At 70.5% G+C, this 12,404-nt stretch carries 12 protein-coding genes; 2 read left to right on the top strand and 10 right to left on the bottom strand.

The window, feature by feature from the left end; translation table 11 throughout:
- The first annotated feature begins 119 nt into the window (after nucleotides 1-119).
- Complete coding sequence (locus AB0259_RS00305) at nucleotides 120-1,097, top strand: acetylxylan esterase (RefSeq protein WP_366221320.1); 978 nt, start codon at nucleotides 120-122, stop codon at nucleotides 1,095-1,097.
- On the top strand, nucleotides 1,094-1,999 hold the full coding sequence (locus AB0259_RS00300; RefSeq protein WP_366221322.1) for a BadF/BadG/BcrA/BcrD ATPase family protein: 906 nt from the start codon (nucleotides 1,094-1,096) through the stop codon (nucleotides 1,997-1,999). Before AB0259_RS00305 ends, AB0259_RS00300 begins: the two co-directional genes overlap by 4 nt.
- A gap of 127 nt (nucleotides 2,000-2,126) precedes the next feature.
- On the opposite strand, the gene AB0259_RS00295 is transcribed toward AB0259_RS00300, so the two are convergent.
- From AB0259_RS00295 to AB0259_RS00250, 10 genes are all read right to left on the bottom strand, one after another.
- A complete protein-coding gene (locus AB0259_RS00295; RefSeq protein ID WP_251582958.1) occupies nucleotides 2,127-3,938 on the bottom strand; it encodes an ABC transporter ATP-binding protein in 1,812 nt (603 codons plus the stop codon).
- A complete protein-coding gene (locus tag AB0259_RS00290) occupies nucleotides 3,935-5,755 on the bottom strand; it encodes an ABC transporter ATP-binding protein (RefSeq protein ID WP_366221324.1) in 1,821 nt (606 codons plus the stop codon). Before AB0259_RS00290 ends, AB0259_RS00295 begins: the two co-directional genes overlap by 4 nt.
- 314 nt (nucleotides 5,756-6,069) lie before the next feature.
- Nucleotides 6,070-6,561: a methylated-DNA--[protein]-cysteine S-methyltransferase gene (locus AB0259_RS00285; RefSeq protein WP_366221326.1), complete on the bottom strand. Its 492-nt coding sequence runs from the start codon at nucleotides 6,559-6,561 to the stop codon at nucleotides 6,070-6,072.
- Nucleotides 6,558-8,066 (bottom strand): AlkA N-terminal domain-containing protein, encoded by a 1,509-nt coding sequence (locus AB0259_RS00280; RefSeq protein WP_251582952.1) that lies wholly within the window; start codon nucleotides 8,064-8,066, stop codon nucleotides 6,558-6,560. Before AB0259_RS00280 ends, AB0259_RS00285 begins: the two co-directional genes overlap by 4 nt.
- Nucleotides 8,067-8,162: 96 nt before the next feature.
- Nucleotides 8,163-8,822 carry a hypothetical protein gene (locus AB0259_RS00275; protein WP_366221327.1) on the bottom strand — a complete coding sequence of 220 codons (660 nt, stop codon included), beginning with the start codon at nucleotides 8,820-8,822 and terminating at the stop codon, nucleotides 8,163-8,165.
- Entirely contained in the window at nucleotides 8,819-9,631 is an 813-nt protein-coding gene (locus AB0259_RS00270) for a hypothetical protein (RefSeq protein ID WP_366221328.1), read from the bottom strand. The genes AB0259_RS00275 and AB0259_RS00270 overlap by 4 nt, the downstream gene beginning before the upstream one ends.
- A complete protein-coding gene (locus AB0259_RS00265; RefSeq protein ID WP_366221330.1) occupies nucleotides 9,628-10,299 on the bottom strand; it encodes a hypothetical protein in 672 nt (223 codons plus the stop codon). The genes AB0259_RS00270 and AB0259_RS00265 overlap by 4 nt, the downstream gene beginning before the upstream one ends.
- The gene (locus AB0259_RS00260; protein ID WP_366221331.1) at nucleotides 10,296-11,519 is read right to left on the bottom strand and encodes a hypothetical protein; all 1,224 of its coding nucleotides are present in this window, start codon (nucleotides 11,517-11,519) and stop codon (nucleotides 10,296-10,298) included. The genes AB0259_RS00265 and AB0259_RS00260 overlap by 4 nt, the downstream gene beginning before the upstream one ends.
- A 15-nt stretch (nucleotides 11,520-11,534) precedes the next feature.
- Nucleotides 11,535-11,873, bottom strand: a complete 339-nt coding sequence (locus AB0259_RS00255; protein WP_251582935.1) for a hypothetical protein — start codon at nucleotides 11,871-11,873, stop codon at nucleotides 11,535-11,537.
- A gap of 207 nt (nucleotides 11,874-12,080) precedes the next feature.
- The gene (locus AB0259_RS00250; RefSeq protein WP_251582933.1) at nucleotides 12,081-12,368 is read right to left on the bottom strand and encodes a WXG100 family type VII secretion target; all 288 of its coding nucleotides are present in this window, start codon (nucleotides 12,366-12,368) and stop codon (nucleotides 12,081-12,083) included.
- Nucleotides 12,369-12,404: the final 36 nt, after the last annotated feature.

Here is a 12,404-nt window from a genome sequence, read left to right as displayed (position 1 = left end):
GGGCGTCGCGGATCGGTCTCAGCGTATCGCACCACCTCCGTTTCTCTCGATGTCGAGATATCTTTGCGAGGCTGACCACCACCCTGCGGCGTCGGGCCGAGGACCGCTAGGGTGAGCGCGTGCCGCGCTTCGATCTCGCCCTGCCCGACCTTCGCGACTACCGCCCGGAGGTCCGCGTCCCTGCCGACTTCGACGACTTCTGGTCGACGACCGTCGCGGGCGCCCGCGACGCAGGCGGCGCACCCGTCGTCACGCCCGTGTCAACGCCCCTGCGCGGCATCGAGGCGTTCGACATCACCTTCCCCGGCTTCGCCGGCGACCCGGTGAAAGGCTGGCTGCTGCTCCCGACCCACCGTGAAGGCGTCCTCCCCGCCGTCGTCGAGTTCAACGGGTACGGCGGCGGTCGCGGTCTTCCCGTGGAGCGGCTCGGGTGGGCGGCATCCGGGTACGCGCACTTCTTCATGGACACCCGCGGCCAGGGCAGCGCCTGGGGCTCGGGCGGCGCGACCCCCGATCCGCACGGATCGGGACCCGCCTTCCCCGGCTTCATGACGCGCGGTATCGACGACCCCGAGACCTACTACTACCGGCGTGTGTTCACCGACGCGGTGCGCGCGGTCGACGCGGTCCGGTCGCTGCCCGCGGTGGATGCCGCGCAGGTCGCCGTGACCGGCGGCAGCCAGGGCGGCGGGATCGCGATCGCCGCCGCAGCCCTCAGCGACGGCCTTGTGGCCGCCATGCCCGACGTGCCGTTCCTCTGCCACTTCGAGCGCGCCGTCGGCATGACCGGACGCGACCCCTACGAGGAGATCGCGCGATACCTCGCCGTGCACCGCGGCGCCGAGGAGCGCGTGTTCGAGACGCTGTCGTACTTCGACGGCGTGAGCTTCGCGGCCCGGGCGGATGCGGCATCCCTCTTCTCCGTCGCCCTGCTCGACCCGATCTGCCCGCCGTCGACCGTCTTCGCCGCCTTCAACGCCTGGGCGGGTACCGACAAGCAGATCGAGGTGTTCCCCTTCAACGAGCACGAGGGCGGGCAGGCTCATCAGTGGCTGCGACAGGCGGAGTTCCTCGCGGCGCGGGTCGGCGGCCGGTGAGCCGCGTCCTCGCGATCGATGCCGGTCAGAGCGGCATCAAGGTGCGCTCCGGCGACGGCATCGCTGATCTGACGTTCCCCGGCATTCAGACCGGCAGGGCGCTCCTCCCCCAACTCGCCGAGGTCGTCCGCGCGAGTGTCGCCGTCCAGGCCGTCGACGTCGTCGCGGCAGGAGTGTCGGGGCTGACCGACGACAACGCCGACGCCGACGCGCTGCTCGATCTGCTCGACGGGACCGGTGTGTCCACCGTCATCCTCGCGCACGACTCCACGACGTCGTTCCTCGGGGCTCTCGGCGAGGGGTCCGGGGTGGTCGTCGCCGCGGGGACGGGAGTCGTCACGCTCGCCGTGGGCCCGACCCGCACCGCGCGTGTCGACGGGTGGGGCTGGATCATGGGCGATGCCGGCAGCGGCTACTGGCTCGGCCGCGCGGCGTTGGACGCCGTCATGCGCGCCGTCGACGGCCGCGGCCCGGTGACGACGCTCACCGACGTCGTGCAGGGACGCTGGCCGGACCTGACGCAGGCCTACATGCTGCTGCAGGCCGACCCCGATCGCGTGCGGATCGTCGCCTCGTTCGCCCGGGCCGTGGCGGAAGCCGCCGACGCCGGAGACGCCGTCGCACGGGACATCTCCGAACGCGCGGCGCGTGAACTCGCGCACAGCGTCCGCACCGGAGCGGACCGCGTGCGGGACGAGGCCGGAGTACTGCCGGTGTGCGCGATCGGCGGCGTGTTCGCGTCGTCGACGCTGCGCGAGGCGTTCACCGTCGCACTCGCCGACGACCGCGCTCTCACCCTGGTGCCTCCGCGCGGCGCCGGGATCGACGGCGCTCTCGCCCTCGCCGACCTGTCTGCGACGCATCCGCTCAGTCCCGCCCTGCACCGCTCCTCACCGCGCTGACCCACGCCGCCCGCCAGGCACGCTGTCCGGATGGCCCCCCACGCTTTCATCGAGTCCCGCGACGGCTCGCGCCGGAACGACGGATGCCGGGACCCGAAGGCCCCGGCATCCGTCACGTCGTCGGCGGTCAGACGAGCGACTCCCGCCATGCGCGGTGCAGCTGGGCGAACTTGCCCGTGCCCGCGATGAGGGCATCGGGGGTGTCGTCCTCGATGATGCGGCCGTGCTCCATGACGAGCACCCGGTCGGCGATCGCCACCGTCGACAGACGGTGCGCGATGATGATCGCCGTCCGATCGGCGAGCAGGGTGCTGAGGGCCTCCTGGATCTGCCGCTCGCTCGGGATGTCGAGCGACGCCGTCGCCTCGTCGAGGATCAGCACCGCGGGGTCGGCCAGGAAGGCGCGCGCGAACGAGATCAGCTGACGCTGACCGGCCGAGACGCGCCCGCCGCGCTTGTTCACGTCGGTGTCGTAGCCGTCAGGCAGCTTCTCGATGAAGCCGTCCGCACCGACGGCGCGCGCCGCGGCGCGGATCTCGTCCATCGTCGCGTCAGGTTTGCCGAGGGCGATGTTGTCGGCGACCGTCCCGCTGAACAGGTAGGCCTCCTGCGTCACCATCACGATCGCGCGACGCAGATCCTTGGGGTGCAGCTCCCGCAGATCGACGCCATCGAGGGTCACGGCACCCTTCGTGGGGTCGTAGAACCGCGCGACGAGCTTGGCGAGCGTGGACTTGCCGGCACCGGTGGTGCCCACGAGGGCGATCGTCTGGCCCGCCGGGATGTCGAGCTGGAAGTGCGGCAGGATCGTCTTGGACTCCGAGTATCCGAACGTCACGTCCTCGAAGCGCAGATGGCCCGTCGCCTGACGGAGGTCGACCGGCTTCGTCGGGTCGGGGACCGTCGGGTCCTCTTCCAGCACGCCCGACACCTTCTCCAGCGCGGCCGTGGCCGACTGGTAGGAGTTCAGGAAGAACGCGACCTCCTGCATGGGCGCGAAGAAGTTGCGCACGTACAGGACGGCCGACAGCAGGAAGCCGAGCTCCAGCGCGCCGCTGACGACGCGGAGACCGCCCCACAGGACGACCGCGGCCAGCGCGAACGACGCGAGCGCCATCATCGCGGGCTCGAAGGTCCCGAACAGGCGGATCGAGCGCATGTTGATGTCGCGGTAGTCGCTCGCGAGACCACCGAACTCGCCGTCGTTGGCCGGCTCCTTGCGGAACGCCTTGACGGCACGGATACCGGTCATCGTCTCGACGAACTTGACGATCACCTTCGCGCTCACGACGCGGGACTCGCGGTAGACGACCTGCGAGCGCAGATAGAACCACCGCATGAGGAAGAACAGCGGGATGCCCATGAACGCGAGCAGGAGGCCGGACTGCCAGTCGAGCAGGATCAGTGCGACGAGGGTGAAACCGCCGTAGAGCAGGCCCGAGACGAGCTCGTTGAGTCCGCCGTCGAGGAGCTCGCGGATCGTGTCGAGGTCGCTCGTCTGCCGCGAGATGATGCGCCCCGACGTGTACGACTCGTGGAACTCGAGGCTGAGCTTCTGCGTGTGCAGGAAGATCCGCTTGCGGAGGTCGAGCATCACCGCCTGCGTCAGCCGGGCCACCACGACGGCGTACCAGCCGATGAGCGCGGCACCGCCGACCGCCGAGACGAGGAAGACCGCCACGACGGCGATCGTCGGCATCCAGTCGGCTTCCTTCTGGACGGCGGGCAGGGCGTTGGCGATGCCCCAGCCGACCAGCGCGGGACCCGCGACACGCAGGACCGTCGAGACGACGAGCACGATCCCCGCGAGGACGAGCTGCATCTTCAGCGGTGTGACCAGCGACCCGAGCAGTCGCAGCGAGCGGCGCCGGATCTGCCGACTCTCCTCGCGGGTGTAATCGGAGCGGTCTTCGCCGCTGGTGCCCGTGACGGTGCTCACAGGGACACCTCCCTCTCGTGCTGACGTTCCTGCTCGTCCTCGAGACTCGAGATGACGTGCCGGTAGTGCTCGCTGGTGCGCAGGAGCTCGGAGTGCGTGCCGACGGCGGTGATGCGCCCCTCCTCGAGGAGTGCGACGCGGTCGGCGAGCGTGACGGTGGAGGGCCGGTGAGCGACGACGAGTGCCGTGGTCTCGGCGAGGACGACACGCAATGCGTCCTCGACGAGCGCCTCGGTGTCGACGTCGAGCGCCGACAGCGGATCGTCGAGCACCAGCACGGCGGGCCGCGCGGCGACCGCGCGAGCGAGCGCGAGACGCTGACGCTGGCCACCTGAGAGGCTGAGCCCCTCCTCGCCGATGACGGTGTCGACACCGTCGGGCAGGTCGTCGACGAATGCCGCCTGCGCGACCTGCAGGGCCTCGCGCAGGACGCGCTCGCCCTCGGCGCTGCGCGGATCGAGGTCCTCACGGCCGAGCAGCACGTTCTCGCGGACGGTCTGCGAGAACAGCGTCGCATCCTCGAAGGCCATGCCGACGTGACGGCGCAGTTCCGTGAGCGACAGATCGCGCACGTCGACGCCGTCGAGCAGGACGCGCCCGCCGGTGACGTCGTACAGACGTCCCGGCAGCGTGGTGAGTGTCGTCTTCCCCGACCCGGTCAGACCGACGAGCGCCATGGTCTCCCCCGGCTGCAGCGACAGGTCGATGCCGTCGAGCAGGTCGCGCTCGGTGGCCGCCGCATCCTGATACCGGAAGCGCGCCCCCTCGAAGACCAGCTCCCCTCGGGGTTCGCTGATCGTCGCCGGGTTCTCCGGATCGACGATCGTGTTCTGCTCGTCGAAGACCTCGAAGATGCGGTCGGTCGCGGTGCGGGCATCGACGAGGAAGGAGAACAGGAAGCCGATCGACTCGACGGGCCAGCGCAGAATGGTCGCCATCGCGAAGAACGCGATGAGCGCGGCGGTGTCGATCTGCCCGGTCGAGACCAGGTAGATGCCCGCGCCCAGGCACAGCGCGAAGGCGATGTCGGGCAGCAGCACGAGCCAGAACCAGATCCAGCCGACCGCCTTCGCCTTGCTGATCTCGGTCTGACGGAGCGTCTCGGCCTGCCGGGTGAACTTGCGCAGGGCGTGACTGCCACGGCCGAAGGCCTTGAGGACGCGGATGCCGTGGACCGACTCCTCGACGGCGGTGGCCAGGTCGCCCGCCTGGTCCTGGCTCTGGCGGGAGAGGATGCCGTAGCGATTCTCGAAGACGTAGCCTGCGACCCACAGCGGCGCGGAGACCACGACGAAGATCGTCCCCAGCAGCCAGTGCCAGCTGAACAGGATCGCCGAGCCGACGACGATCGTGATCATGTTCACGACGAGCAGGACGACACCGAATGCCATCCAGCGTCGGATGAGGCCGATGTCCTGCATCATCCGGCTGAGCAGCTGGCCCGATTGCCAGCGGTCGTGGAAGGCGACCGGCAGTCGCTGCAACCGCGCGTAGAAGTCGGTGCGCAGCTCGTACTCGACGGCGGTCGCGGGTGAGAGGACGAACCACCGACGCGCCCACACCATGAGGGCCTCGAGCAGGCCGAGCAGCAGCACGGCGCCGCCGCCGAGGGCGATGAGCCACGGGTCACCGGAGGCGATGGGGCCGTTCGTGCCGACGATCTGTTCGAGGACGAGCGGGATGGTCAGACCCAGCAGGCTCGCGATGAGCGCGCTGAGGGCACCGAGTCCCAGACGCGGCAGCACGGGCTTCGCGAAGGGGATCAGGCGGGCGAGGGAGCGGGCGGTGGACAAGCGGGGATGCGTCGAGGAGGTCATGATCCTGCACAGGTGAGGAGCGGATGCCGAAGCGGCGAGGAGCGCACAGGGGCGCGGACGATCAGGGGCGCGGTGACCCGTCGAGGGAGAACGATGAGGGGCGCGGGAAGCTTCCGCGCGAGGTCAGACCTCGGTCGTCATCCCCGACGGACAGGGCGTCCGGCGACGAGGAAGGCGGCGGACTTCGTGTAGACGATCTCCGTGGACATGGCTTCCTCCTTGATGGGGCCGGACAGGGCCCCCGCGGCGTGCGGGAGCCCTCCAGGATATCCCTGTCAATTCGCTGTAAGCAAGCGCTTACTCGGATCGATCGATCATTCCGCCGCCTCGCGCTGCAGCAGGCTCCTCTTCACGTCCAGTCCCCACGCGAATCCGCCGAGCGCTCCCCCGGTGCGCAGGACGCGGTGGCACGGCACGAACAGCGCCGCCGCGTTGCGCGCGCAGATGGATGCCGCGGCTCGGACTGCGCTAGGCGATCCGAGGTGCACCGCGAACTCGCTGTAGGTCAGCGGACGACCGGCGGGGATGCGGCGCAGAGCTTCCCACCCCGACGACTGCATCGCCGTGCCGTACTGCGCGACGGGGACGGCGTCGATGGCATGCAGGTCGCCCTCGTAGTAGGCCGTGACATGCTCCGCCGACGCTGCGCGCCCGGATGCCACATCCGGCGGCACCCGGTCCGAGCGGAGACGACCGAGGATGCGCTCCGGGTCGTCCGTCCATCCCGAAGCGAGGACACGCCCGTCCTCCTCGAGGATCGTGAACGGCCCGTCGGGGGTGTCGAGGGTCTGCAGGATCGCGGTCATGACGCGGCCTTCCGGGATGAGGGGTCGATGTCTGCGGCACGCCAGGCCTGCGTGACCGGGGCGGCGTACCAAAGGTGAGCCATGAGGTAGCTGCGCCAGGGCGCCGTCCGCGTCGCCCACGCCGTGAGCCCGGCCGCGTCCGAGGGGACGCCGGCGGCCGCTGCTCCCGCGCGCGCGGCGACGTCGCCGGGGAGCAGCACGTCCGGGTCGCCGAGCACCCGCATCCGGACGTAGTCCGCGGTCCATGGCCCCACCCCGGGGAGGGCGAGCAGGGCGGCGCGCTGCTCGAGGGTGTCGTCCCCCGGTCCCAACCGGAGCGCCCCGTCCGCGAGGGCTCCCGCGGCGTGGACGATCGCACGGATCCGCGCCCCCGGCCCCCGGAGGACTTCGACGCCGCGTTCGGCGACGACCTCGGGGGTCGGGAACAGCAGCGCCGGCCCCCGCGGCGTCTCGATGGACTCGCCGAGGGCGGCCGCGAGGCGTCCCATCATGGTGCGTGCCGACGCCACGCTGATCTGCTGTCCGATCATCGCGCGGATGAGCATCTCGTCGGCGTCGATCGCGGCCGGCAGCCGGACACCGGGGACGCGCGCGACCAACGGTCGCAGCTCGGCGTGCTCGGCCAGAGCGGAGTCGACCGCGACCGGGTCCGCGTCGAGGTCGAACAATCGGCGGACGCGGGAGATCAGAGGGGCGAGATCGCGGAGCGAGGCGAGCTCGGCGCGCAGCCGCATCCGTCCCGCGCCGTCCTGTCGCACCTCGAACCAGGCCGGCCCGCCGTCGAGCCGGATGGTGCGCGAGAACGCCTCCGCCTCACCGACCTCGACACCCGGGATCGCGTGCGCGCGCATCCACCCGAAAAGGCCCACGGCGTCGAACGGCTCGCGCACGGGCAGGACGAGGTCGATGCGTCCGCCCGCGGTCGACGACGCGCTCCGTCGGCGTGCGCGCAACTCGGACGGCGACAGGGCGAAGACCTCCGTCATCGTGTCGTTGAACTGGCGGATGCTGCCGAAGCCCGCCGCGAATGCGACATCGGCCATCGGCAGGTCGGTGTCCACGAGCAGGGTCCGGGCGGTGTGTGCGCGATGGGCTCGCGCGAGGGCGAGAGGTCCGGCACCCAGCTCGCTCGCGAGGAGGCGTGTGAGGTGCCGCTCCGAGTAGCCGAGGCGCCGCGCGAGACCCGGCACGCCCTCGCGGTCGACGACACCGTCGGCGATCAGCCGCATGGCGCGCCCCGCGGCGTCGCCGCGGAGGTTCCACTGCGGCGAGCCGGGCGTCGCCTCGGGGAGGCAGCGCTTGCACGCCCGGAAGCCGGCCTCGTGCGCGGCAGCACTCGTCGGGAAGAAGCTGACGTTCGCGGCCTTCGGCGTGCGGGCGGGGCAGCTCGGCCGGCAGTAGATCCCGGTCGAGTGGACCGCGGTCACGAACTGCCCGTCGAAGCGCACGTCCCTCGCGTCGATGGCGCGGTAACGCTCGTCGAAGGTCATCGGCGCGATCGTCATGACCCCAGCCTGACATGCTCCGCAGACACCGGCTCGCGGAAATCGGACACGGCGGTGGGCCGCGTCCGCGCCGCCTCCCCGCAGGGTCGGACGGGCTCAGACCGCGGCCGGCTCCAGCTGCCAGGTGAGCGACGAGACGCACAGGTCCAGCAGCGTCTTCATCATCACGTTGGGACGATCATCGGCGGGCGCGTCGTCGGGGCGGATGACCGCACCCGTCAACTGCAGGCCGCGACGACGCCCGGTCCCGGGGATCGGCGTGAGGTAGACGATCTGCGTGACCCGCACGGACGCGTCCTGGAACTCCTGACGCGTCTCGCGCTCGAGGCGGAGGAAGCGCTTGTCCCCGAGCAGCGGCGTCGCCCCCTCCTGTCGGATGAGCGCCTGCACGAGCGGGTCGAGTGTGTCCCCCGGACTCGTGGGCGTGCGTACCGAGGCCACCAGCGACGCAGGAATCGCCAGCGCGTCGTCGTCCCCTGCGGCGGGCGCGAAGAACGCGAGGACCGATGCGTCGGCCATCCGGGCGAAGGCGTCGGAGAGGAGGGGCCGGATGGTCGCGTAGAGGTCCGGGCGGTGCGCGTCGCGCAGCCGCGTCCTCACCTGATCGTCGAGCGCCTCTCGCTCCGCCTCGTTCGCCTCCCGCCGCACCCACCCTGTCGGGAGGGCGAGCGTGAAGCCCGGGTCGGCCGACGCGCCGAGCAGCGAACGCAGGCTCACCCGCTCCGATCGCGCCTGCAGTCCGTCCTGGCCGGTCATCGGGCACCTCCGGTCGTGTCATCCAGCAGATACAGCGTGCCGAGCTCCTGGGCGAGCGCGCGCTCCAGCGTGGTCTCGTCGACCAGTCCCCGCGAATGGAGGATCTCGAGGGCGTCGTCACGGTCGGCGCGGATCGCATCCCGCTCCGTCGCCGGCAGACGATCGACGGCCGCGCGCACGGCGCGCGGATCCGCGGCTTCGACGGGCTCGTCTGCGACATCGACGGGCTCGTCGCGCACCCGGAAGCGCACGAAGACCGCGACGGTGGCGATGAGCGACACGGCGAACGCGACGACGACGGCGGGGTACCAGGGCTGCCATTGCGTGAAGCCGTCCACCGCCGAGATGTTGGGCACCGCGACCAATCCGAAGCCCGAGAAGATCACGGCGATCAGGACGACGGCGGCGATCACACCGTCCCAGCGCGCTCCGCGCACGACCCAGAACACCAGGACCGCGATCTGCGCGACCACCGTGATGCCGTAGAAGACGGATGCGACGGGGACCGAGGTCTCGGCGTCGATGCGGAAGAAGTCGAACCGGTCGCCGCTGATGACCGCGATCGCCGCGATCGGAGCCAGCGCCCCGACGATCGCGAGCACCACCGTCACCCAGAACAGCGCCCGCCTGCCCGCTGTCGGCGCCGGTCGCTGCGTCCGTGACGCCGTCGCCGCGCCGTCCGCGCCGAAGGCGCCGTAGATCTCGGGATGCCGCTGGAACGCCATCGTCTCGAGGCGCCCGAACCTCACATCGGCCGCCGCGGAGTGGTCCGTCGCCCACTCACGCGCGTTCTCGTGCAGGAAGGTCACGGTGCACTCGCCCCCTCGGCCCAGTCCTCGTCTGTGCGGGCCGCCGGGAGGTCGGCCGGAACGGATGCCACGACCGGCAGCCCCTCGGGGTCGAGGAATTCGAGGGTGTGCACGAAGGCGTGGAACTGGCCGACCAGCATCCCGAACAGCTCCGCGACCGTGGGTTCGAACCGCACGACCACGAGAGTCTCCTCACCGAAGAAGGAGAGCTCCCATCCGACGAGGGTCGCCCCCGTCACCGGGTCGTCCACGGTCCGCACGAGCGCGACGCCCGCACCGAGACCGTCTGCGACGTAGCGGTCGCCGGCCGCCAGTTCCTCGGGGAGCACGGCAGGCCGTTCGCCGAAGAACACGCTGACCTGAGCGAGAAGCGGCGCAGGGACCGGCCAGATCTGGAAGGCGAGCGCGGCCTCCGCGGGCCGTGCGTCGAGCCCCGCGCTCAGCAGCGCCGGGACGGTCTCGTGCCACCGGTCGTCCCAGTGCTCCCCCCACGCCGCGCGGATCTCGTCCGCGCGGCCGGCGACCCACTCGTCGCGGTTGCCGGGGTCGGCCGGGATGAGAAGCCATCCGGGCACCTCGCTGTGACCGGTGATCCGCCAGGAACCGGCACCCCAGCCCTCCGGCATCCGCTCGTCGTCACCGACGACGGGGCTCAACGTGTCGGTCACAGGAAGGCTCCCACCCACGGGTACTGCGAACTGATCCTGCGGTCGGGGTTGCCGGTCCAGCCGGCGATGTTGTCGACCGCTCGACGCGCACCGCGGACGGTGGTGTACGCCATCTCCCATCCCGCGGCGAAGACCGTGGAGTTGCACCACCCGTTCGCCCCTCCGGCGACCGACTCGGCCAGTTCGGTGAGCTGGGTGGTGTTCTTGCCGAACATGAAGCGGGTCATGATGTCGCCGATGCCCGTCGGGTTCTGGAGCCGGAACGCGCCGGCGAGACCGGAGCGGATGCCGAGCCATCCTCCCCCGGCCAGGCGGTACACGGTCCCGATGTTGCCGAGCTGACCCGCGGCGGCCGACCAGGAGGAGGGACGGAAGGCGGTGACCATCTCCGCGCCGAACGAGAGGAGGCCGGGTCTGCCCCGGAAGAGGAGCCCGATCTTGCCGATCGGGATCACGCCGATGATGGCGATGACGAGTTTCTCCATGCCCGCATCGCCGCGGAGCACCTGGTACGCGGTCAGCAGCAGCGTCGCCACCCCGATGACGGCACCGATGAGGGCGAAGAGCGGACCACCGATGATGATCCCGGCGATCGCGACGATGATCGAGACGACCGTGAGCACCTGGAGGACGACCTCGACGGCCCCGTCGACGTTGTCCCAGAAGCTGTCCCTGATGGCGCCGTCGAGGATGTCGCCGATCCCGTCGACGGCAGCGTCGAACGCGTCCTCCCAGGTGTCGACCTCGGCATCGAAGGTGCGGGCCTGCAGGAGGAACTCGTCGTACAGCTGACGCTTCTGCTCGTCGTCCTCGGCCTGCTGCTCCGCGACCTCCTCGACGGGCGACGGCATGAACCGCTCGAACCGCTGGCCGGGTGCTGCGGAGTACCGCGCCCAGGCGTCCTCGCAGGCGTCGACAGCGGTGCGGATGCGGGGCTTGGCGTCCGCGACCGCGGAGCCGTAACGCACGAGCACGGGTCCCGTCGGCTGATACATGGTGCCGGCACGGCGGAGCTCGGTGTGCGTGTCGCCGACGATCTCGCGGATCTTCTCGATCGCCTCACCGCGTTGGTCATCACCCTCGCCGACCAGCTGCTCGAGGACGTTCGCGCTCGCGATCATCTGCCCGCCGATGGATTCGATGCGACGTCCGCGCCGCGTGATGGTCTCCGGGTCGCCCTCGAGGTTCTCGATCGAGCGGCCCGCCGGTGAGTGTTCCACTGTCGTCCCTCCGTCTCAGGCGGCACTCGGCCGGGTCGCGTCGGTCGTGCCGGACGCGTCGATGTCCATCTGGGATGCGGTCTCCGCGTCCCACTCCGAGAAGCCGTCGAGCACACCCTGGACGTGCTCCTGGATCTTCGTGACGTCGCGGATCAGGTCTCGGCGCCGGTCATCCCACCGGGATTCGAAGTCGCCGACCTTGTTCGCGAGGGCGTTCTTCCCGTAGGGCCGGCCGACGGCAGAGGCGAGCTCTTCGGCCAGGTCCCCGGCGTCCTCGAGCTCGCCGACGATGTTCCGCAGTCGTTCACTCGTCCGCTGCAGCGTCGAGAAGTTGATCCAGACCGCATCCGTCATCTTCATCCCTCCCCTGTCGCGCCCGGAGACGCTCCGTGTCGATGCCAGGTGTCACGCTATCCGGCCCCCGCGGATCGGTCGATGGAGAGGACTCCCCACTTGACAACCGGGTCCGGGCCGGTCATCGCGGCATCTGTCCGATGTCCGCACGAACGACGACGAGTGGACGCCGGATCGGCGCCCACTCGTCGGAAGAAAGGATGCGGTTCAGCCGCCGGCGAGCTGCTGGTCGAGGTCCTGGATCGCGCGCATCATGCCGAGCAGAGCCTCGGACATGTCGTTGATACCGTCGACCGCGTTCTTCAGACCGGTCGTCAGCTCCCCGTACCCCTCACCGAACTTGCCCGACGCGTGCTGCGTCTTGAAGTCCTCACCCAGCAGGTTGTCCACCTGGGACTTCAGCGAGTCCAGCTGACCCTGGATGTCATCACGAGCCTGCGACAGCGACGACGCCACCTGCTCCATCTCCGCATAAGACGCACCGAAATCGGCCATCGTCCACACCTCCACAAGAATCCGGAAACCGACCCG

It is taken from the genome of Microbacterium sp. NPDC080005 (genome assembly GCF_040702445.1).
In the GTDB taxonomy this organism is placed as follows: domain Bacteria; phylum Actinomycetota; class Actinomycetes; order Actinomycetales; family Microbacteriaceae; genus Microbacterium; species Microbacterium oleivorans_D.
Note: the sequence above shows the minus strand (reverse complement) of the source record. Positions and strands in the feature narration are given on the sequence as shown.

Coding starts and splice junctions, on each gene's coding strand:
- AB0259_RS00290 (WP_366221324.1), bottom strand. CDS start 5,755: ATGACCTCCTCGACGCATCCCCGCTTGTCCACCGCCCGCTCCCTCGCC.
- AB0259_RS00285 (WP_366221326.1), bottom strand. CDS start 6,561: ATGACCGCGATCCTGCAGACCCTCGACACCCCCGACGGGCCGTTCACG.
- AB0259_RS00280 (WP_251582952.1), bottom strand. CDS start 8,066: ATGACGATCGCGCCGATGACCTTCGACGAGCGTTACCGCGCCATCGAC.
- AB0259_RS00275 (WP_366221327.1), bottom strand. CDS start 8,822: ATGACCGGCCAGGACGGACTGCAGGCGCGATCGGAGCGGGTGAGCCTG.
- AB0259_RS00255 (WP_251582935.1), bottom strand. CDS start 11,873: ATGACGGATGCGGTCTGGATCAACTTCTCGACGCTGCAGCGGACGAGT.
- AB0259_RS00250 (WP_251582933.1), bottom strand. CDS start 12,368: ATGGCCGATTTCGGTGCGTCTTATGCGGAGATGGAGCAGGTGGCGTCG.